This is a genomic window from uncultured Corynebacterium sp. (genome assembly GCF_937999985.1).
Lineage (GTDB): Bacteria > Actinomycetota > Actinomycetes > Mycobacteriales > Mycobacteriaceae > Corynebacterium.
This window is the reverse complement of record NZ_CALLDG010000148.1, coordinates 1-19,907: the sequence shown is the minus strand read 5'-3', so window position 1 is coordinate 19,907 and position 19,907 is coordinate 1. Positions and strand designations below refer to the sequence as shown.

20 protein-coding genes are annotated in these 19,907 nt (G+C 63.3%); 13 read left to right on the top strand and 7 right to left on the bottom strand.

What is annotated here, in order from left to right; translation table 11 throughout:
• From nadD to holA, 7 genes are all read left to right on the top strand, one after another.
• Window positions 1-497, top strand: a 497-nt coding sequence (gene nadD / locus Q0331_RS07150) for a nicotinate-nucleotide adenylyltransferase (RefSeq protein ID WP_298075717.1), incomplete at its 5' end; no start/stop codon positions are given.
• Window positions 498-553: 56 nt separating this feature from the next.
• On the top strand, window positions 554-1,027 hold the full coding sequence (gene rsfS, locus Q0331_RS07145; RefSeq protein ID WP_005296457.1) for a ribosome silencing factor: 474 nt from the start codon (window positions 554-556) through the stop codon (window positions 1,025-1,027).
• A gap of 19 nt (window positions 1,028-1,046) precedes the next feature.
• Window positions 1,047-1,856 (top strand): histidine phosphatase family protein, encoded by an 810-nt coding sequence (locus tag Q0331_RS07140; protein ID WP_298075716.1) that lies wholly within the window; start codon window positions 1,047-1,049, stop codon window positions 1,854-1,856.
• A gap of 3 nt (window positions 1,857-1,859) precedes the next feature.
• Window positions 1,860-2,900 (top strand): DegV family protein, encoded by a 1,041-nt coding sequence (locus Q0331_RS07135; protein ID WP_298075715.1) that lies wholly within the window; start codon window positions 1,860-1,862, stop codon window positions 2,898-2,900.
• 136 nt (window positions 2,901-3,036) lie between these two features.
• Window positions 3,037-3,942 (top strand): ComEA family DNA-binding protein, encoded by a 906-nt coding sequence (locus Q0331_RS07130; protein ID WP_298075714.1) that lies wholly within the window; start codon window positions 3,037-3,039, stop codon window positions 3,940-3,942.
• The gene (locus tag Q0331_RS07125; RefSeq protein ID WP_298075713.1) at window positions 3,926-5,887 is read left to right on the top strand and encodes a ComEC/Rec2 family competence protein; all 1,962 of its coding nucleotides are present in this window, start codon (window positions 3,926-3,928) and stop codon (window positions 5,885-5,887) included. The genes Q0331_RS07130 and Q0331_RS07125 overlap by 17 nt, the downstream gene beginning before the upstream one ends.
• A 34-nt stretch (window positions 5,888-5,921) precedes the next feature.
• Window positions 5,922-6,905: a DNA polymerase III subunit delta gene (gene holA, locus Q0331_RS07120; RefSeq protein WP_298075712.1), complete on the top strand. Its 984-nt coding sequence runs from the start codon at window positions 5,922-5,924 to the stop codon at window positions 6,903-6,905.
• Window positions 6,906-6,954: 49 nt separating this feature from the next.
• Here the strand turns inward: holA and Q0331_RS07115 are convergent, their stop codons facing one another.
• The 3 genes from Q0331_RS07115 to Q0331_RS07105 form a co-directional block, all read right to left on the bottom strand.
• Window positions 6,955-7,992: an ADP-ribosylglycohydrolase family protein gene (locus tag Q0331_RS07115; RefSeq protein WP_298075711.1), complete on the bottom strand. Its 1,038-nt coding sequence runs from the start codon at window positions 7,990-7,992 to the stop codon at window positions 6,955-6,957.
• A 213-nt stretch (window positions 7,993-8,205) separates the two neighbouring features.
• Window positions 8,206-8,469: a 30S ribosomal protein S20 gene (gene rpsT / locus Q0331_RS07110; protein ID WP_005296442.1), complete on the bottom strand. Its 264-nt coding sequence runs from the start codon at window positions 8,467-8,469 to the stop codon at window positions 8,206-8,208.
• Window positions 8,470-8,719: 250 nt separating this feature from the next.
• Window positions 8,720-9,319, bottom strand: a complete 600-nt coding sequence (locus tag Q0331_RS07105; RefSeq protein WP_298075710.1) for a type II toxin-antitoxin system PemK/MazF family toxin — start codon at window positions 9,317-9,319, stop codon at window positions 8,720-8,722.
• Window positions 9,320-9,435: 116 nt separating this feature from the next.
• Here Q0331_RS07105 and lepA point away from each other — a divergent pair, with 116 nt between their 5' ends.
• The gene (gene lepA / locus Q0331_RS07100; RefSeq protein ID WP_298075709.1) at window positions 9,436-11,286 is read left to right on the top strand and encodes a translation elongation factor 4; all 1,851 of its coding nucleotides are present in this window, start codon (window positions 9,436-9,438) and stop codon (window positions 11,284-11,286) included.
• A 21-nt stretch (window positions 11,287-11,307) separates the two neighbouring features.
• Here lepA and Q0331_RS07095 read toward each other — a convergent pair whose 3' ends face one another.
• Entirely contained in the window at window positions 11,308-13,056 is a 1,749-nt protein-coding gene (locus Q0331_RS07095; RefSeq protein WP_298075708.1) for an FUSC family protein, read from the bottom strand.
• A gap of 149 nt (window positions 13,057-13,205) precedes the next feature.
• Here Q0331_RS07095 and Q0331_RS07090 point away from each other — a divergent pair, with 149 nt between their 5' ends.
• Window positions 13,206-13,736, top strand: coding sequence for a hypothetical protein (locus Q0331_RS07090; protein ID WP_298075707.1), 531 nt, complete (start codon window positions 13,206-13,208; stop codon window positions 13,734-13,736).
• 36 nt (window positions 13,737-13,772) lie between these two features.
• Here the strand turns inward: Q0331_RS07090 and Q0331_RS07085 are convergent, their stop codons facing one another.
• Genes Q0331_RS07085 through Q0331_RS07075 form a run of 3 tightly spaced genes read right to left on the bottom strand, consistent with a single transcriptional unit; the run spans window position 13,773 to window position 16,457 of the window.
• Window positions 13,773-14,459 carry a hypothetical protein gene (locus tag Q0331_RS07085; protein WP_298075706.1) on the bottom strand — a complete coding sequence of 229 codons (687 nt, stop codon included), beginning with the start codon at window positions 14,457-14,459 and terminating at the stop codon, window positions 13,773-13,775.
• Between the two features lie 57 nt (window positions 14,460-14,516).
• Window positions 14,517-15,455 (bottom strand): NADP-dependent oxidoreductase, encoded by a 939-nt coding sequence (locus tag Q0331_RS07080; RefSeq protein ID WP_298075705.1) that lies wholly within the window; start codon window positions 15,453-15,455, stop codon window positions 14,517-14,519.
• Window positions 15,456-15,467: 12 nt separating this feature from the next.
• Complete coding sequence (locus tag Q0331_RS07075; RefSeq protein ID WP_298075704.1) at window positions 15,468-16,457, bottom strand: bile acid:sodium symporter family protein; 990 nt, start codon at window positions 16,455-16,457, stop codon at window positions 15,468-15,470.
• A gap of 152 nt (window positions 16,458-16,609) precedes the next feature.
• On the opposite strand from Q0331_RS07075, the gene Q0331_RS07070 reads away from it, so the two are divergent.
• From Q0331_RS07070 to Q0331_RS07055, 4 genes are all read left to right on the top strand, one after another.
• A complete protein-coding gene (locus tag Q0331_RS07070; RefSeq protein WP_298075703.1) occupies window positions 16,610-17,275 on the top strand; it encodes a metallophosphoesterase in 666 nt (221 codons plus the stop codon).
• A gap of 139 nt (window positions 17,276-17,414) precedes the next feature.
• A complete protein-coding gene (locus Q0331_RS07065; RefSeq protein WP_298075702.1) occupies window positions 17,415-18,380 on the top strand; it encodes a hypothetical protein in 966 nt (321 codons plus the stop codon).
• Between the two features lie 85 nt (window positions 18,381-18,465).
• Window positions 18,466-19,326: a hypothetical protein gene (locus tag Q0331_RS07060; RefSeq protein WP_298075701.1), complete on the top strand. Its 861-nt coding sequence runs from the start codon at window positions 18,466-18,468 to the stop codon at window positions 19,324-19,326.
• Between the two features lie 434 nt (window positions 19,327-19,760).
• The coding region (locus Q0331_RS07055; RefSeq protein ID WP_367274970.1) for a BCCT family transporter at window positions 19,761-19,907 on the top strand (147 nt) is incomplete at its 3' end.

Genomic DNA, 19,907 nt, shown 5'->3' with positions numbered 1-19,907 from the left:
AGCCGTGGCAGAAGAAGCACAAGAAGGTTTCCGCGGCGGAGGATCGCTACCTAATGACGGTCGTCGCGACGGCCTCCAACCCCCGCTTCCTGGTCTCCCGGGTGGATATTGACCGTGGCGGGGATACGTACACCGTGGACACCCTGGCGGACATGCGCGCCGAATACCCCGAGGCCGAGCTGTTCTTTATCACCGGCGCCGATGCACTGCAGAAGATCGTGACGTGGCGGGACTGGGAGAAAATCTTCGACTTGGCGCACTTCGTGGGTGTCACCCGTCCTGGCTACGAGTTGCCGAAGGACGACGAGGGCAGCGACGATCCGCTATCGAAGGAAGTCGCAGCCGGGCGCCTGTCTTTGGTGGAGATTCCCGCCATGGCTATCAGCTCCACCGACGTACGCGAGCGGGCGACGAATGGCCGACCCGTGTGGTATCTGGTGCCCGACGGCGTGGTGCAGTACATCGCCAAGCACGGCATGTACGTTTCCAGCGAATAGCTGGTGGGTTGCTAAACTGGATGTGTTTTAAACCAATCATGAAGGGCTGAAATTTTTTGACTGCTACTGCAGATTCGATCGCGCTCGCCGGAGTGGCGGCGCGCGCAGCGGCCGAGAAGTTGGGGGAGGACATTCTGGTCCTCGATGTCTCGGACCGTTTGGCCATTACGGACGTGTTCGTCATCGTCAGCGGCGATAACGAACGCATGGTGAACTCCATCGTTGACGAGGTGGAGTACGAGGTGGGCCAGGACGGCCCCAAGCCAACCCGCCGCGAGGGCCGCGGCGAGGGCCACTGGGTGCTGCTGGACTACGGCAACGTTGTCGTGCACGTCCAGCGCAAGGAAGAGCGCGAGTTCTACGCACTGGATCGCCTGTGGCGCGATGCCCCGCAGATCGAGGTCGAGGGCGTGGAGCAGGTAGACCGCGGAAGCAATTGGGATGCCGATGCAGAGGTAGATGTTCTGGAAGCCACCAGCATCGACGACCTGCCGCTAGCCGGCCCCGCCCCGGACGCGGACGAGCTGTAGAAGCTGATAAGTCTTCACCATGGGCGAGCGCAGGGTCTTTTTGGTCCGTCACGGACAGACGGAGTACAACGCCACGGGGCGTATGCAGGGACAGCTGGATACTGACCTGTCCCCGGTGGGTGTGCAGCAGGCCAAGGTCACCGCGCAGATGCTGGGGGATAAGCGCATCGCGCGGGTGATCGCCAGCGACCTTAAGCGTGCCTACGATACAGCGCTGATCCTGGCCGAGCCCTTCGGCTGCGAGGTGACCACCGATACCCGCTTGCGGGAGACGGACCTGGGCCAGTGGCAGGGGGCCTCGCGCGAAGAGGTAGACCGCGACTTCCCAGGCCAGCGAGCGTATTGGCGCCACGATCCCCAGTGGGCTCCTCCGGGGGGAGAGACGCGCCTGGAGGTCGCCGAGCGCGCCTACGCCGTGATTGAGGAGATCATGGCTACTGATGTGTTCGACGAGGGCGACGTGATGATCGTCGCCCACGGCGGCACGATCGGTGCGCTTACCGCCCGCCTACTGGACCTGCCGGTGCGCTACTACCCGGTGTTCACGGGCCTGGGAAATGCCTGCTGGTCGCAGCTTTTGGCCCGCCCGCGTTTTACTGGCGAGGCTGCCGGCACCACTCCGGTGGCGGTCGACGGAAGCACGGTGCCACTGGTGCCCTCCAGTCGCTCCGACTGGTGGAAGCTGCCGCAGTGGCACCTGGAGGGCTGGAACTTGGGCGTGGCCACCGACGCGAGTCCGGACGAGGGTGCCCTTCCGGGTGCTGCCCCTAGCTCTTTTGGTAATGACGCCACCCGCTCCAACCCGCACAACCCCAGCGAAGGTAGGTAGGTAGTGACTGTCCAGATCGTCACCGATTCCTCCTGCTGCTTGACGAAGGAACTTGCGGAGAAGGCCGGCATCACTGTGCTGGACTTGCACGTGGAGGGCGAAGGGGAAGAACAGACGACCTCGAGCCTGAGCAGCCTGGAGCTGACCGCGAGCTACGCCCGCCTGATGGAGCGCGGCGGGGATGCGGGTGTGCTGGCTTTACACCTTTCCAAGCAGCTGTCCGCAACGTATGCGAATGCGTGTATGGCGGCGGGAGTGTTCGACGGCCAGGTGAAGGTTCTGGATACCAAGAGCATCGGCATGGTGCTGGGCTTTGCCGCGCTGAGCGCCGCCGAGGCCGCGCGCGAAGGTGCGGACCTGGACACCGTGGTGGCGGTGGCCGAGGAGTCGCTGAAGAACTCCTCCCTGTGGCTGTACGTCCACCAGCTGGACGTGCTGCGCAAGGGCGGGCGCCTGTCGGTGGGGCAGGCGTTGCTGACCTCTACGCTGGCGATTAAGCCGATTCTGCAGGTGACTGAGGGCAAGCTGACATTGGCGGCGAAGACCCGCACCCAGGTCAAGGCTATGGACCGCGTGGTGGATCTGGTGCGCCGACTGGTGATCGACGAGGCCGTGGCGGGCAAGGGCAACCCGCGTGACGTGCAGATTGCCGTGCACCACAGCGATGCCGAGGACCAGGCAGTGGATCTATCTGCGCGGCTGGGGGAGATGATTGAGCAGCTGAACCAGCTGGAAGCCCCAACCGAGCCGCCGGAGCCGCGCCCGCACTCGCTGCGCAGGCAGGTTCGGATAGAGACGTGGAAGTCCTTGCCGCAGGTAGAGGTCAGTATCGTGAGCATCCCGGAGGTCCTGCAGCTGCACGTGGGGCAAGGGGCACTGGGCGTGGCGGCGACGCTGCGAGGTACGGCGGAGAGCGCCGAGGCGACCGAAGCAGCGGCAGATAAGTCCGCCGAGCCTGAAGAGATGCCGGATGCACCCGAAACATCCGGGGCGAACGGCGAGAAGGCCGAGGATAACGGCGCAGAGAGCAGCGACACCGAGTAACTCAGGAGGGGCTACAGGGAGCTTCTACTCGCCGGTTATCCACAGGGGAGGGGTTTTCCACAGCTTCCTGGAGTTTTGACGTTCCAGCTGTGGTTTCCGGCGGTCAGTAGTCCGCTAGACATGTTCTGATCGGCGCATGTCCACACGACGCATGCGGCAGAGTTCCGCCGACAAGGTTCGCGCCCGCGCTGAGGCTTTAGCTCAGCCCATGCCGGAGCATGAGCTCGCCAACGTTGACCTGGACACGCACACGGTCATAGGCAGCACGGCATCCAGGGGGCTTATCGTCACGGTGGTCGTGGCGGTCCTCATCAGCGGCACGTTCTTCGCCTGCCAACGGCAAGATTCGGATGACGGGGCGGGAGTAGGCGGCGCCGACATGCTGGCGACCACGAGCGAGCCTGGGGGTTCCGGAGGAGCCGCAGAGGCAGGTGCGGGTGGCGCTGCGGCGGCAACTGGCTCGGGGGAAGCCACAGCGGGGGACGATGGCCAGGCTAACGAGCAGGACGATCACCAGGAAGTCGTGGTGAGCGTGCAGGGTATGGTGCATCACCCCGGGCTGCTCCGGGTGCAGGCGAGCACCCGGGTGGGCGAGGCAATAGAAGCTGCAGGTGGCGGTTTGCCTAAGGCGGTCGTGTTGGACATCAATCTGGCAGAGCCGGTCAGCGATGGCATGCAGATCGTGGTGGATGATCGTGGCTCGCGCGTGGTGTACGCCGGTGGAGCGCAAGCCGCGCCGGGTGGAGCCGGAGGAACAGGCGCGGGCGGGGCTAAGCCTGGTGGGGCAGGAAGTGGGCCTGCAGCGCAGGGAGGAAACTCCGGCGGCGCGGGTGGCACAGACGGCGCAGACGGCAAAGTGAACCTCAACACCGCAGACGCCACGCAGCTGGAGACCATCAGCGGCATTGGCCCCGCCACCGCCGAGGCCATCATCGCTTGGCGAGACGCCAACGGTCCCTTCACCAGTATCGAGCAGCTCCTGGACGTCCGAGGCATTGGCCCGGCGAAGTTCGAAGCGATGCGCGATGCCGTCACTATCTAACTCGCTGGTGTTGAGCGCGCCGGAGCCGTTCAGCCCGGAAGCTGTCACCAAAGCCCGTGGCGTTGATCTGCGGCTCGTCCCCGTCGCGCTCGGGTGTTGGCTCATGGCTGCCGCGATCATCCTGACCCGCAGCTTCTGGCCGCTTGCCATCGGAGGGCTCATCACGCTCGCCAGCACCACCTGGTGGTGGCACGCCCGTTGCAGTTACGGATCCCCGTGGCGCCGCCTTTTCGCGCGCAGCGTTGCGACGGTCGGGGCCGTCGCTAGCGCGGTGGGCCTGGGCACGTGGTGGCGGATCCTTCTTATTGACGCCCAGCCGCTACTGCAGGAGCTCTCCACCCGAGCAGGCGGTGTGCAGCAGCGGGTAACGGTGGCGGGCCTGCCAAAACAAGTCGCGGAGGGGACGGTGCTGGTCCCCGTGGACGTCGACGGCCTGGGGGCGGTGCCACTCTTTTTACGTCCCGATTTGGCCGGTGCTGGCGCAGGTGCTGGGGGCGACGGGATGGGCGGAGGCACAGCGGGCGCCGGCGACTTCACGGGCTTACAACCCGGCATGAGCTTCGACATTGCCGCCACCATGCGCCCCGCCCGTGGGGCAGAGATGGTTCCCGTCACCTTGTCCGCCACCCGCGCGCCGGAGAACATCACCGAGCCGGAGGGCATATGGGGCATCACCGCCTGGCTGCGCGAAGGCTTCCACGCGCTGTGCGCTGACCTGCCGTGGGAAGCCGGGAAGATCCTGCCCGGCATGGTGATGGGGGACGTCAGCATGCAGGATGCCACCCTGCGCAACCAGTTCACCGTCACTGGGCTAAGTCACCTCAGCGCGGTCTCGGGCTCGAATGTCGCGGTAGTCACCGGAGCCGCGTTGGTGCTGGCTACGGCCTGCCGGGCGGGGCGCCTCACCCGGCTGCTGGTGGCCGCCGGCGCCCTGGTGGCCTTCGTGCTGCTGGTTGGCCCGGAACCCAGTGTGCTGCGCGCGGCGATCATGGGCAGCGTCGGCCTGGTGGCGGTGGCCTCCGCCCGCTGGACGGACATCATCGCCTCCCTGAGTGCGGCCATCATCGTTCTGATGGTGCTCTCCCCAGGCATGGCCATTAGCTACGCCTTCGTGCTCTCTGTGGCGGCGACGACGGGCATCGTGGTGGTGCTGCCCTGGTGGTCAAAGGCCGTGCTGGCTAGGATGCCGCTGATCCCCTGGCTGCCCGTCCACGATCGGCCCACCCAGCTGCAGGCGATGGTGGTGCGCATGGTGTTGGTGGCGATCGCAGCGGACCTGGTGACCATTCCGATCATTGTCCATATGACGGGGAAAGTCTCCCTGGTCGCGGTCGTCTGCAACCTGGCGGTGACGGCGGTGGTTCCAGTGATCACCGTACTGGGGCTCATGGCAGCACTGCTGGCGGCGATCTATCCACCGGTGACGATGCTGCTGGCCAAGCTCATCGTCGCCCCCGCAGTGCCATGCGCGGCATGGGTGCTGCGGGTGGCCCGCACGGGGTCTGGCGCGCCGATGCTCGCCACCCCAGGCGGATGGGCATGGGCGGGCATCGCCAGCGCACTGCTGGCGGTAGTGCTGGCGAGCGTGCGCTACGCCAGCTACTGGCGCACCCTCCGGTGGGGCTGGGCCACGCTTATGTGCGGGGTGCTGATGATAGGGGTGTGGGGACGAGGGGGCGTCATAAAACTAGAAAAACCAGACGCACCCGCGGCTATTAAGACAGGGCCGGTGGACCTTACCGGCAAGGCAGTGTTTCAAGTTCGAGACGACGACCAGGCCATGCGACAGCTACAAACGATCGACGCAACCGTGGCGGAGAAAGGGGGAGCGCAACAGGTGGCGGTGATCGTGACACAGTGCGGAAAACCGCACGACAGGCCAAGCTTTATGCCGAACGGGGTGCCCGTGTACTACCCGTGCAAGGACAAGGTGGAGATCCGTTAGAAGTCATGCGCGCAGATCTGGCAAGATCGAACCCATGAACCGCCCCGAGCATCCCGCACCCATCAACCTGATCGTCGGCGGCGACGACTTCCTGGCCGAACGACGCAGGCAGGGCATCGTCGACCAGGCGCGGGCCGCCAGCGGAGACCCGAACTTGCCGGTAGAGATGCGCAAAGCCTCGGAACTCAGTGCACCTGAACTGGCTGAACTGCTCAGCCCCAGCCTGTTCGCCGAGGACCGCATCGTGGTCGTCACGGGCGTGGAGGATACGGGCAAGGAGATCGTCGGGCTGCTGGAACAAGCCATCAAAGACCCAGCCGACGGGGTGGTGCTGATCATCGTGCACACCGGTAAGGGCCGCAACAAGAAACTGGTGGACAGCTGGCCGAAACTTGGCGCGGTGGTATTCCAAGCCGGGGCGCTCAAGGGTCGCGAACAGCTGGCCTTCATCGACCAAGAGTTCCGCAGCCAGGGCGCGCGCGTGACCCGCGAAGTGTGCGAACTGCTGCTGGACGTGGTGGGCAGCGACCTACGTCAGTTGGCCAGCGCCATCAGCCAGCTCATCGCCGATACGGACGGCCACGTGGATGCCGCAGCGGTAAAGCGCTACTACCAGGGCAAAGCGGAGGTCAGCGGCTTCGAGGTGGCCGACTACGCCATCGCCGGAAACGTCCGCGCCGCAGTGGCGCTGGCGCGCCGGGCGCTACAGCTGGGCGTGGCGCCGGTGCTGCTGGCCAGCACACTGAGCTCCGGGATCGCAGACATTGCGAAGGTGGCGGGCGCGGGCAACATCAACTCCCGCCGGGATGCGGCGAAGTTCGGCATGGCACCGTGGAAGCTGGACAAAACGATCCGCACCGCCCGGCGCTGGACCACCCCCATGATCGCGCAGGCGGTGCAGATCACCGCGGAGCTAGACGCGGGAGTGAAAGGGCACAGCGCCGACCCCGACTTCGCGGTCGAGGACGCGGTGCGCAAAATCGCCTACGTCGCTGGCGGGCAGCCAGCGCGCAGGTAGCACAGTGCTGGCGGGCAGCCAGCGCGCAGATAGCACAGTGGGTACAGCGCTACCGGGCGTTAAAGCCCTTCCACACGCCGAAGTGCACCGCGTCGTCGTAGCGCGACTCGAAATTGTACTCGCGGGTTTCCTCCCACGCGGCTACTCCACCCTTCAGGTGAGAGCCGATGAGCGCGCCAGTCAGCGAAGCGCGAGTGCTGCGGTTGCCAGGCCAGTTCACGGCCACGTGCAGGAAGTCGTGCGGGGCGTACTGATCCTGATTATCCAGGTACAGTTGCGCCAGCAGTAGGGCGGAGGCGGTGCAGGAGCCTGCATCCCACCCACGACCCAGAATCTGCACAAACTTGCCGCTATGGCGGTACAGCTCCTCGAAGTCGCCCTGCTGCAGGAACGGGGTCACGTGCTCGTGCACGGCGCTGACGCGCGAGATCAGCTCACTCAACGGAACGTCGGGGCCGGTCAAATCCGTGATTAGAGCCTCGTCCAGGTCCGTGAGGATGTCCAGCTTCTCCTCGTTGGTCAGCAGGCTATCGTTATCGAAGTTCTCATCGCCGGCCAGGCCCTCCGCGACGTCGATCAGGCGGGTGCCCTTCTTGGCTGCCAGCATGCAGGCCACCATCGCGCACGCCGCGCGGGCCACGCCCGAGTCGTGAGTCAAGATGCCCTGCAGGACGGACCAGCCCACGCCTTCATCAGCGGGAGCGAGCAAAGCACTGGCGGCTACGCGCATCACGGCACCGGCGCCACCCGAGTGCGTCGCCACGTCGTCCCAGTGCTCCGCCCCGAGCAGGCTCAGCCGGTCCAGCGACTCGGTGTTCGAAGCTCCGGGGTGACGGTCGTAGTCCCGGTCGCCGTGGTAGTTGATGAAGTGCTGGCCGATGGCCTGCATGCCCTCTTCGCGATCCAGGTCCCCGTCGTCGATCTCTGCCATCGCGGCGCACAGAGCCAGGGTCATCTGCGTAGCGTCGCTGATCACCAGCGAATCGGGTAGCGGGGTGCGGTCGGGCTGCGGCTCGTTCTGGTACGGGTAACCCCACGCATCGCCCAGGGCGGTGCCGAGTAGGGCTGAGCGGAAGCGATCCTTCATCCCTTTGTCGAACTCCTTTGAAAAGTCATTAGCAGCGGTCAGCTGTGGCTGTATCCAGCCCTAATTTAGCTCTTAAGCTTAGGGCATAACGAAAACCCGCACCCGGGGAGAGGTTGTTGCTGTTGTTGCTTTGTGACGCAACGTCTCAACCTCTGTGAAAGGGTGCGGGCCTCGATTCAGGCAAGTGCCGATTGGAGAATCTCCGGATAAACCTTAGGCCATCTTGTTGAAGCGAGCGGCCATGCCGGACTTCTTGTTTGCCGCGTTGTTGCGGTGGATGGTGCCCTTGGTGACGGCCTTGTCGTAGAAGCGGGAAGCGACGCGCAGCTGAGCCTCAGCGGCCTCCTTGTCGCCAGCTTCAACGGCGGCGTTGAACTTGCGGGTCTCGGTGCGCAGGCGGGAACGGATAGCCTGGTTGCGCTTGCGAGCGATCTCGTTGGTGAGAACGCGCTTCTTCTGCTGCTTGATGTTTGCCATGGTGGCGTGCCTCTTCTTTCAAAAAGTTTTCGGAAAAAATCTGTTCAGGGGAGCGGACTCCCGCCGCGGCCGCGCGGTCTCTAACACCCCACCCAAGGTCCTGTGGGATGCGGCGTGGCCTCGCAGTGCGTCCCGATAACGGCGCTGGCACTAGGGGTTAGCGCTAGTGGCTGCTACGAGCAGCACTGTGAACTCGGGAAATGTTAGCAGCAGGGGCGCAGAAAAGGCAAAAAGCTCCGGGCGGGGTCTTTTAGCCCCAGCCGTACTCCTGGCGCAGCACGTTGGCTACTCGATCGAAACGGCGGGAGGGCAGCGGGATGCCGCGGCGTTGGATGTGAGATTCCGGCACCTGCAACACCTTATCTATACGCACCCAGCTATCGCGATCCGCGCCGGAGCTCCACGGGCCGGTGCCAATGGGAACCCAGATCGGCTGATCAGCATACTCCTCGCGGGAGGAAATCAGCAGAGTGAGAAGCCGGTGGCTCTTGCGCCCGACCACAAGCACCGCGCGCCGCTCAGGGGGCACGCCCTTCTTCGGGCGGATGTCTGCCCACACGACCTCACCAGCATCCGCCTGCCCGTCCATGTCCGGGATGTAGGTGACCGGGCGGGCGAGTTCGCGGCTGGGAGTTTTGATGGTTTCGTCCCGTTCGCCCGCCAAACCGGCGTACTCCGCCCCCATTCCCAGGTGTGCATTAAGCTCGGCAATGCCGCGTTTCAAAGACTGCCTGCGCGTGAAATGGCGGATATAAAACCGCTGGAAGAACCCCTTGATGGCCCCAATGGGATTGCGGGATTTCCCCCGTGGGGGCGTCACATCCACAACACTTCCTTCGGAACCAGCCATAGGTGACAGATTACCCGAACCACGTGCGCACAGTAATAAGGTTCGCAGCTAAACCCCGTCTGCTACTTCCGGGCCGATGCATAGTAGGGTTACGCATAAGCGAAAGAGGAGGGCAAATGGCAGCCAAGCAGAAGAATTACGCCACTGAGACGTTCACGGACCCAGAGAGGATCCGCAACTTCTGCATCATTGCCCACATTGACCACGGCAAATCCACGCTGGCGGACCGTATCCTGCAGATGTCGGGCGTGGTCGAGGACCGGGACATGCGCGACCAGTACCTCGACAACATGGACATCGAGCGCGAACGCGGCATCACCATTAAAGCGCAGAACGTGCGCCTGCCCTGGGTGCCGAAGACCGGCGCGCACGCGGGCGAAGAACTGGTGATGCATCTGATTGATACGCCCGGCCACGTGGACTTCACCTACGAGGTCTCCCGCGCCCTCGAGGCGTGTGAGGGTTGCATCCTGCTGGTCGACGCAGCACAGGGCATCGAGGCGCAGACGCTGGCGAACCTGTACCTGGCGATGGAAAACGACCTGGAAATCATCCCGGTGCTGAACAAGATCGACCTGCCCGCGGCGGACCCGGAGAAGTACGCCCTGGAGATCGCGCACATCATCGGCTGCGAGCCGGAGGATGTGCTGCGCGTATCCGGAAAGACCGGCGAGGGCGTATCCGAGTTACTGGATAGGGTCTGCGAGCTGGTGCCCGCGCCCGTCGGCGATCCCGACGCGCCCGCCCGTGCCATGATCTTCGACAGTGTCTACGACATCTACCGCGGCGTGGTGACCTACGTGCGCATGATGGACGGCAAGCTGGAATCCCGCCAGAAGATCCAGATGATGAGTACCGGCGCGACCCACGAAACCCTGGAGATCGGCGTGGTCTCCCCAGAGCCGACGAAGACCAAGGGCCTGGGTGTGGGCGAGGTTGGCTACATCATCACCGGTGTGAAGGACGTTCGCCAGTCCAAGGTGGGCGATACGATCACTTGGGCCGTCAACGGCGCGGAAACCCCGCTGAAGGGCTACCAGGAGCCGACCCCGATGGTGTACTCCGGCCTGTTCCCAATCAGCGCTGACCAGTACCCGGACCTGCGCGAGGCCATCGAAAAGCTGCAGCTCAACGATGCCTCCCTGACCTTCGAGCCAGAGACGTCCGTGGCCCTGGGCTTCGGCTTCCGCTGTGGTTTCCTGGGCTTGCTGCACATGGAGATCACCCGCGCCCGCCTGGAGCGCGAGTTCGACCTGGACCTGATCTCCACCGCACCTTCCGTGGTGTACCGCGTGGTTAAGGAGGACGGTAGCGAGGTGCTGGTGCGCAACCCTTCGGATTGGCCGGGCGGCAAGATGCGCGAGATCTACGAGCCGATTGTGAAGATGACCGTCATCGTGCCGGCGGAGTTCCTGGGCGCGACGATGGAGCTGTGCCAGTCCAAGCGCGGCCAGATGGGCGGCATGGATTACCTCTCCGAGGACCGCGTGGAGCTGCGCTACACCATGCCTCTGGGCGAGATCATCTTCGACTTCTTTGACCAGCTGAAGTCTCGCACCAAGGGATATGCTTCGCTGAACTACGAGGAGGCCGGCGAGCAGCTGGCCGACCTGGTGAAGGTGGACATCCTGCTGCAGGGCGATCCGGTGGATGCGTTCAGCGCCATCGTTCACCGCGAGAATGCCCACTGGTACGGCAACAAGATGACGGTGAAGCTCAAGGAGCTCATCCCGCGCCAGCAGTTCGAAGTGCCGGTGCAGGCTGCCATCGGCTCCAAGATCATCGCCCGCGAGAACATCCGCGCCCTGCGCAAGGACGTTCTTTCCAAGTGCTACGGCGGCGACGTGTCGCGTAAGCGCAAACTGCTGGAGAAGCAGAAGGAAGGCAAGAAGCGCATGAAGGCCATCGGTTCGGTCTCTGTTCCGCAGGAGGCCTTCGTCGCTGCTCTGTCTACCGACGCTGATTAGGTTTATTGACGCCGACTAGGCTCAGCCGAGCTGGCGCACCGCTGCGGCCAGGCGGTTGATCTCGCTTAGGGAGAGCTCCTCGTCCGCGTGGGCGTTGCAGTAATCCAGCAGGGTATAACCAGTGAGCTGCAGCTGGTTGTGCTTGGCCCACATGCTGCGCGCATAGGGCGAGTTGTTGTTGATCATCTTCATCATGTGCTTGCGCTCGCTGAGCAGCTCGAACTGCAGGTCCCGGCGCGCGTAGAGCGCACGGTCCGGCGGGTTCATCAGCAAGGCGCCCAGCAGGGCACCCATTGCCGCTTCGCAGTGGCCTGCAAGGCGGCGGTGATAGTGGGCGTCCGACGTAGTACGCCAGAACCACAAGAAGATAAACGAGCAGATAACCGCAATACACACTTCGGCGAGGCGGTCGATCACCACGTCGCCGAGCGGGCGGTCGAGAGAGTTGCCCATCATCAGCGCCATGGGCGTGGTGAAGATGACGGTGAACGCATAGTTCTTGACGATGAAAAACTCGGCGGCGAATTGGCAGGCGGCCAGCAGGAACAGCAGGGGGAGGCCGCTGATCTGGAAAGCATGGGCGATGGCGAACAAGCCGATGCCCAGGATGGAGCCCAAGAGACGGTGGACGCCGCGGATAGTTCCGGGGACTTTCTCCGGGCCCCACTGCAGGATAAGCAGGGCGGTGATCACGCCCCAGTCGGGGCGGTCCAGCCCCAGCCAGATCGTGAGGGCGCAAGAGACGAGGCTGGCCAGCACCACCTTTTCCATGCTGAGCTCTGCATGGCTGTGGATGTTGAGCGAACGGCCGAAGCGGTACTTCACCGAAGGCTTGTGGTGCGGGATGGCGGTACGGGTGGGGTCGACCATGCCGTTGGTATCGGAGAAGTCCTCGTCCGTATCCACGTAGCCTGCCTGCGCGCTGGTGGACATGAGTTTCTGGCGGGCCTGCTGCACCTGCACCACCAGGTCGCGTTGTGATTCGCGGACGACCCTACCGCCGGAGACGATGCCCGCGCCCATGAGCGTGGTCCACGCCTCGGAGAGGGAAGTGCGGGCCAGGTAGTAGTTGCCGGGACTTGGATCCTCAGCGAAGTCTGCCACTGCGTTGTTAAGGGTGCGGATGGCCTGTTGTTCCGGGCCGCGCGGGTTGAACAGGGCGGGGAACATGCCCACGATGATGGCGACGAACGCGCCGAACAGAGCCCAACCGCCGATTGCCAAGGGGTTAAGGTCGTTGCGGGCGATCATCGTTGCACCGCCGGAAACCATGACGATGAAGAAGCCGCCCGGCGGCGGCAGGCGCAGTGCGTTCTGGGCGTAGGTGAACACGCCGGAGAGGAAGGTGCAGTATACGCCTGCGATGAGCAGCCACCAGTGCGAGCCGCCGGAATCCATATGCTCCCACATCATCTTGCCCAGCCAGGCGGCGATGGTGGGGCAAGCGGCCAGCAGGACGGCGGAGAACGCCATCACCTTCAGGCGGATGCGGTACGGCAGGTTACCGCCGTAGATGACAGTGAACGCTCCGCCAGCAACTAGCAACATCGCATCGGTGTGGCCCAACGACCAGGCGATCGTGCCCGGGATCAGCAACGACAGTGCCGCTCGCAGTCCACCGGCCCAGCCCGAGGCCTTCGAGTTGAAGGTACTGAACAGCTCCCACGCGCTCGGGCGCTGGGGGATGGGGAACTCCGCGGGGTTACGCGGGGGCTTTGGGGATAGCGGTGATGGCGAGGAGGGCTGCTTGTCGGGGCTGGTTTGGCTCACTGTGTCTTTGTTTTTCCTCGTATACGTCGGCGAAATAGGGCATTCAAGGGACAGTCAAAGAGGCAGTCCCTTGGGGACATTCACAGTGTAGTCTCCGAAATCGAACGATGAGCTGTGGACCGTCCGGCGCAGTGCCTACACTGAAGACCATGAGTTACAGGGAACCGCAGCACCCGGGCGAAAAGGATTACCTGGCTGGCTGGATGCCCGACGAGGATCCACACGATGGGCAGGTCGTGCGTACCTCCGATGAGCAGGAACTGGAATCCCGCCGCATTCGGTTGTCGAAGTACCGCCCGAGCACCGCGAAGAAGATCGCGGCGTGGCTGGCATTGATCCTGGGTGTGATTATGCTGTTCGGGATTCTCTCCGGTTCGATGGAGGACGTCGATGGAGGCCTGAAGATCCTCCTGGCGGTGCTCTACTTCCTCATGTTTTCCGGACCGGCACTGTTCTGGATGTATGCGAACAACCGCGATACCAAGGCGGTTCGGCAGTGGGCTGCCACGGAGTCCGACTACCGGGAAGTGTGGGAATCCTTCGACCCGGCAACGCAGTCCATCTTCGCGCGGCCTTCACTGGCAGATGAGCTGCCTCTGCTGCCGAAGCGCCCCTGGTTGTGGATTTGGATCGCGGAGTTCGCGGTGATCGCCACTACCGGTGCGCTGACTCCTGCCTAGCGTTCGCCTGATCCGCGCAGGGCGCGAGGGGGAGTCCTACTGGGGAGTGGCGATTGTGAGGTAGTCGAACCACTTCTTTTGCTTCAGGGCGAAGTCTGCCCCAAAGTCGTAATCGTTCGATTTGCCTACCTGACAAGTTAGAGTGCTGCCGTCCGAGCTCACGAAGCAGTCCATCGTATGAGTATCACCGGAATCGGGGTCGGTGACTGTGATGCTCGCATGGGGTATAGCCGTCACGTTAGGGTTGCTAGACCTATAGACGTAGGTGGGTTTCAATGCCTCTGCGTAAATCGCATCAGCGAACTCGCATGATGTTTGGAGAGGAACGCTGATGTCAGCGCCATTTGCAGTGACCCCGCAGTCATTTCGCGGGTAGGCAGGGCCTCCAGCGGAAGAGGAACGTTTGCGTTTACCTCGCGTCGGCTCAGCTGCGCGGTTGTTGCTTTCTGCGGCAGAGCTGTGACCGGAACCGTGGTTTGAAGCCGGTGGGGTGGGGTTGGGGCCGGACTTCTTGGTGGACTTTGCGCGCGTGGATTCGTCTGCCTTGTCACCCTTCTTGGAGTCGTCCTCCGTAGAGCTTTTATCCTTAGCTGCCGAATCCTGCTGTGCAGAGGCGTTGGCGGAGCTGCCGGAGTCGGCGGCATCGTCGGAATCTTCGGATCCGCAGGCGCTTAAACTCAACGCGGCGACGGTGAGCAGGGCAAGGGCAGACGTGCGCTTCATGAAAACGTCCTTAAGTAAAGAAAAGAGTCGTATTAATGAAGAAGCCTAGCGCTTCCGTTAGTCATTCACAGTGAGAACGACCTTCCCCAGCGCGTGGCCCGACTCGACTTCCTCGTAGCCCTCGGCGGCGGCGCTGAAGGGCAGCTCCCTGCCGATCACCGGACGCATCGCACCCTCCGCCACCAAGCGGGCGAGCTCCGCGAAGCGCTCCTGGGTGCGGACTCGAGTAATGCCGCTACCGCCCAGGCGGGCGGCCAACTGCTTGTCGGCGGCGCTGCGGATCGCGCCCTCCGGCGCAAGATGTGCCAGCCCCTCCAAAACCTCGCCGCCGACGAGGTCGAGGATGCCGTCCACCGGCGGAACAGTAACGTGGGAGCCAGTCTTGCCCAGCTCCGCGGTGTCCATAAACCTTGCCCCCAGGCGCTCTACCAGTATCTTCTTATTGGCGCTGGCGATGCCGATGACCTCAATGTCGAAATGCCGCGCCAGTTGCAGGGCATGCGTGCCCACGCCGCCGCCCGCGCCGATCACTAGCAGGCGGGCGCCCTCATCCGGCCAGGTTTCCAGGTCGTGTAGTTCCGCCAAAGCGTCGTAGGCGGTCCCGGCAGCCGCGGGGAGGCAGGCCGCATCCGTGGCCTCTACACCGCTGGGGATAGCTGCGGTCGAGGCGGCGTCCAAAAGAACAAAAGAATCGCTCGCAGCACCAGTGCCGGAGAAAGCCGAGCCAAAGACGCGATCACCTGGCGAGAAACCGGTGGAAGGGTCGGCCTCGACGACGATGCCGGCGGCCTCGCGGCCCATGGCCATGGGGAAAGAGACCGGGAATGAGCCCTGGCGCTGGCCGTTTCGCACTTTAATGTCGCCGGGGTTCAGGCTGATCGCCGTGGGGTGGATTAGCACGCTGCCGGGCTGCCAGGTGGGGTCGGCGACGTCGAGGAAGCTGGTGACCTCGGGGCCGCCGAAGGATTCAAAGCCGAAGATAAGCATGAATCCCATGGTAGGGGTCTGCTAGTTCTTGGCGAAGCGGCGCATGAGGAAAGCGAATAGAGCGCCGGAAATGTTGTGCCACACGGCGGCGACCGCACCGGGGATGGCGGCCTCCGGAGCCCAGTACTTGCCAGACATGCCAGAGGCCAGGCCAGCGGACTGCGTGGCGACCTCGATGGCGGTGGTGCGACACACGGCGGCGGATTCGCCGGTAGCGCGGGCGGCGAAGTAACCCAGGATGTAGCCGATGGTGTTGTGGATGATAACGGCGACCAGGACGGTTACGCCGACGTTCATCAGGGTCTCCGAAGATTTAGCCACTGCGGGGAAGACCACGCCGCCGATGGCGATGATGGACAGCCACGGCAGGATCGGCAGCAAGAACTGAACGATGCGGTCGAAGATCACACGGATGACCAGGCCGCCGATGACGGGCAGCAGCACGGTCTGGACCAGGCTCCACGCCATGGACTTGCCATCCACCGGGGTTTCCTCGCCGGCGAGCAGCAGCATGATCACCGGGGTAACGATCGGGGAGAGGACCGTGGAGACGGAGGTCATGGTCACGGACAGGGCGACGTCGCCCTTGGCCAGGTATGAAACCACGTTAGAGGTGGTGCCGCCCGGGACGGAACCCAGCATCAGCAGGCCGATCGCCAGCATGGGGTTCAGTCCCAGCAGTTTGGCCACGGCCACCGCGCCCAGCGGCATGATGACGAACTGCGCCAGCACGCCGATGAAGATCGGCATGGGGCGCTTGATGACCAGTGCGAAGTCGGGCAGCGTCAGCGTGAGGCCCATGCACAGCATGATGATGGCGATCATCGCGGAGATGTGCGCCGCCAGGGGAGTGAAGGTGTCCGGGCTGGCCAGTGCCAGGCCGGCACCGATCAGGATGAATGCGGGGAAGGCCCACACGGCAATGGTGGCGGAGCGCTCCTCAGAGGCATTGGTGGCATTGTTTTCCGCGCCGTTTTGCGGCGCTTCGGTGTTCTTCTCTTCGGTCGTCATGTGACCAGTATATGAGACGGTAGTCTCAAAGTGTGAAATTCACCGGAAAAGTCTGCCGTGAATGGGGGTGGGGACATTGGTTAGAGTGGTTCTAACAGCCCCGCGCCCAGTCTCGAACTACCCAGGCTCGAACTCAACAGAAGGAGTGACCAATGAACCAACCCCGCACCTGGTTCACTAGCGACCTGCACCTTGGCCACCCCTTCGTTGCCGAACTGCGCGGCTACGGCACCAGCGGGGAGATCGATGCGGATGTCGAACGGCACGACGCAACGATTTTGAACAACCTCACCAGCGCCCTGGCCCCGGGTGACACGTTGTGGGTACTCGGTGACATTTCCTCTGGGTGGGGTCCGCAGGAAGAGCGAGCGCTGGACTTGCTGGCTCAGGCCATTTCTGGTCTGGACGTCACCGTTCACCTGATCTCCGGCAACCACGACTCTTGCCACCCGCTGCACGCCAACAGCGCCGATCGCCAGCGCCGCTTCCTGGAGGTTTTCGATTCCGTGCAGCCCTACCAGTGCGTGGTTCCGTGGGATCCGGACGGCGACGGGGTGGCCGATAACGAGGACCTAGCCAAGAAGGCCGATACCGAGGTCGCCTGGCTGTGCCACTTCCCGCGCCCTGGTCAGGATCACGAGGGCATGGAGTCTCGCTACGACTCTCTGCGCCTGGACGTGCCATACGTCATTCACGGCCACCTGCATTCCGCAGCGCCCATCACTGGGCCGGGTCAGGTCGACGTCGGAGTGGATGCTTGGGGCCTGCGCCCCGCCCCTTATGAAGAGGTCATGGACCTGCTTTACCGCGACGCATAGCGCCCACAGCAGGTGCATAAGCATCTATTTATGTATATTTATGCTGTGCGTTTATTGCTCGGGGCACTTTGTTGGCCCTTTTTCTAGGTGACGCCAACTTCTCGGCGCGCAACAACATGAATAAACGGGACTTGAGGTTATGACGTTCGACTTTTCCCAGTACACCTACCGTCCGCGGCATGCGGCAAAGAGCTCACGCTCTGCTGCAAAGGGCATCGCCACCGCGGCTCTGACCGCCTCCATTGGTGTGGCAGGGTTCGCCGTCCCGGCGAATGCTGCGCCTGCAGGTCCGCCCGCCGGCTCGCAGCTTCCGCCCATGCCGAAGGTTCAGCTGCCCCCGCCGCCGCAGCTCCCGCAGCTCCCACCGTTGCCTCCGGTTCCGCAGGCCGTGGAAGACGCGCTGAACCAGCTGGGAATGTCCGCCAACCAGATCCCGGGTTCGTCTGCTCCGCAGCGCCCGGCGCCGCACCGGCCGGCACCGAACAATGGCTACAAGGTGCGCACGATCCACAACGTGCCCGCCCGTACCTCGATGGCAGTGGTGACCAACAACGGCATCGCCAAGACTCCGAACGCGGATGAGTCCCGCCCGGGGCTTTCCATCGTGAAGCTGTACATGGCGGACTACGTGCTGCGCTACGGCGATCGCAGCAACTCCGATCGTTACCTGGCAGAGCGCATGATCCGCTTCTCCGACGACGGTGCTGCCTCCAAGATCTACCGCAAGTACCCGCGATCGATCAGCACCATTGCCCGCGAGTACGGCCTGCGCAACACCCGTGCTGCCGCCCACTGGGGTAACTCCTATACATCCGCGACGGATACCGCCCTGTTCCTGCACAAGCTGCGTATCCGCCACCCGCGCTCCCTGGTGCTGCACTGGATGCGCACCGCCAGCCCCGTGGCGGCTGACGGCACCCGCCAGAACTGGGGAACTGTGCACCTGCCGGGCGTCAACGGCACGAAGTGGGGCTGGTCCGATTACGGCCGCCAGACTTTGGCCTCGGCCTCCTTTGGCAACGGCTACACCGTGGCCTCCTTTTCCTGGGGCGGCCGCGCGGTACAGAACGCAGATACTCGAGCGGCAGCAGGGTACCTGCGATAGTCTTAAGTCTCGAAGTGCAGTGGCACATAAGTAACTAAGGCACATGCAGGTTGAGCTAGGCTCCTGGCACGGAAAGTATTAGGTAATGGCACCACAGGACGATAACCCCTTCAATAGCGTAGGCAACGGCGCGGACGGGCAGAACGCCGACAATCCGACCGAATACTTGGGGCAGGCCAAGTCGGAAGAGTCGGGGGCGGAGCCCCCGCAGTACCGCCGTCAGGATGATCAGAGCACGCAGGTCTTCGGTGCTTCTGGCACTGGTAACTCGCAGGGGTACCCGAACGCGAGTAATCAGGGATACGGTGCGCCCGGTTTTAACCCTCAGGGTGGCTATGGCCAGCCTGGTCAGCAGGGCTACGGCCAGGCCGGCCAACAGGGTTACAACCAGGCTGCCTACGGTCAACAGGGCTACGGCCAGCAGGGCTACGGCCAGCAGGGCTACGGCCAGGCCGGTCAGCAAGGTTATGGCCAGGCCGGCTATGGCCAGCAGGGTTACGGTCAGCAGGGGTATGGCCAGCCCGGCCAGGGATATGGTCAGGGTTACGGCCAGCCCGGCCCCAACGGCGCCAATGGGCAGGGTGGCAATGGCAACGTAGCTAAGATCGTTATCGGCCTGCTGGTGCTTATTGCACTGGTGGTTGGCGGTGTGCTTCTTTATAACCTGGTCTCAAGTGACGACGATGGTGGCGATAAGCCCAGCTCCTCTACATCCGAGGCCACGGATACGACGGGCGAGAACAACGAAGAGACTTCGGGGAATCAGAACGAAGACAACCCGCTGACCTCGCTCCCCAGCCCCTCCGGCATTACTTTGCCTTCGGACTTCCCGGACATTTCTGACTACCAGGATCAGCTCGACGACAGCCTGGAAGATCTGGAAGAGATGCTGAGCAGCATGACCGAGAGCCCTGGCGTGCCCACCGGAAACCCCAGCTATAACTAGTGCGGCCACGGCGGAGCCCAGAACCTAGAGCTCCAGCTACAAACAGCAACAAGAAACCCCCAGGCGGACTTAAAACCTGGGGGTTTCTTGCTGACGTTTCAAGAGGAGAATGACCGTTCGTATGTGAATCCTTTCTGTTGACCACTGAGGACTAATCTAAAGTGCCTTCCTGGAAAAACCCTGTGGACGATCTGCAAGGTCGCTACGCGTTAAATAGGCTTTTCCCGCAAACGATAAAACCCCTGGTCAAGTACCGCAAAGCGGCTTGCTGCGATTAATTATTTTCACTTTGAGGACATGATTGTCCGGGCGAGGGGATAGGGTAAGGCAAGACCTACACACGTTCGAGAACCGAAACCGGGGAGTGATCCCACCATGGAAGGCGAAAAATCTACAGCTAAGGCAAACGCGGAAAAGTAAAAGTCGACCCGTTAATCTTCTGGGTTGCCTTTGGCTTCATCGTTGCCTTCGTTAGCTACGCGATCATCTTCAAGGACAGGGCCGCAGAAACCCTGCAGGGCGGCGCCAACTGGCTGCTGGAGAACTTCAACTGGCTGTACATCGGCAGCATCTCCTTGGCC

Excerpts from the sequence above, each read along its gene's own strand:
- rpsT (WP_005296442.1), bottom strand. The coding sequence starts at position 8,469 with ATGGCAAACATCAAGCAGCAGAAGAAGCGCGTTCTCACCAACGAGATC.
- Q0331_RS07085 (WP_298075706.1), bottom strand. The coding sequence starts at position 14,459 with ATGAAGCGCACGTCTGCCCTTGCCCTGCTCACCGTCGCCGCGTTGAGT.
- Q0331_RS07115 (WP_298075711.1), bottom strand. The coding sequence starts at position 7,992 with ATGAAGGATCGCTTCCGCTCAGCCCTACTCGGCACCGCCCTGGGCGAT.
- Q0331_RS07140 (WP_298075716.1), top strand. The coding sequence starts at position 1,047 with ATGGGCGAGCGCAGGGTCTTTTTGGTCCGTCACGGACAGACGGAGTAC.
- lepA (WP_298075709.1), top strand. The coding sequence starts at position 9,436 with ATGGCAGCCAAGCAGAAGAATTACGCCACTGAGACGTTCACGGACCCA.
- Q0331_RS07065 (WP_298075702.1), top strand. The coding sequence starts at position 17,415 with ATGACGTTCGACTTTTCCCAGTACACCTACCGTCCGCGGCATGCGGCA.
- Q0331_RS07060 (WP_298075701.1), top strand. The coding sequence starts at position 18,466 with ATGGCACCACAGGACGATAACCCCTTCAATAGCGTAGGCAACGGCGCG.
- holA (WP_298075712.1), top strand. The coding sequence starts at position 5,922 with ATGAACCGCCCCGAGCATCCCGCACCCATCAACCTGATCGTCGGCGGC.
- Q0331_RS07080 (WP_298075705.1), bottom strand. The coding sequence starts at position 15,455 with ATGGGATTCATGCTTATCTTCGGCTTTGAATCCTTCGGCGGCCCCGAG.
- Q0331_RS07125 (WP_298075713.1), top strand. The coding sequence starts at position 3,926 with ATGCCGTCACTATCTAACTCGCTGGTGTTGAGCGCGCCGGAGCCGTTC.
- Q0331_RS07105 (WP_298075710.1), bottom strand. The coding sequence starts at position 9,319 with ATGGCTGGTTCCGAAGGAAGTGTTGTGGATGTGACGCCCCCACGGGGG.
- Q0331_RS07070 (WP_298075703.1), top strand. The coding sequence starts at position 16,610 with ATGAACCAACCCCGCACCTGGTTCACTAGCGACCTGCACCTTGGCCAC.
- Q0331_RS07075 (WP_298075704.1), bottom strand. The coding sequence starts at position 16,457 with ATGACGACCGAAGAGAAGAACACCGAAGCGCCGCAAAACGGCGCGGAA.
- Q0331_RS07090 (WP_298075707.1), top strand. The coding sequence starts at position 13,206 with ATGAGTTACAGGGAACCGCAGCACCCGGGCGAAAAGGATTACCTGGCT.
- Q0331_RS07130 (WP_298075714.1), top strand. The coding sequence starts at position 3,037 with ATGTCCACACGACGCATGCGGCAGAGTTCCGCCGACAAGGTTCGCGCC.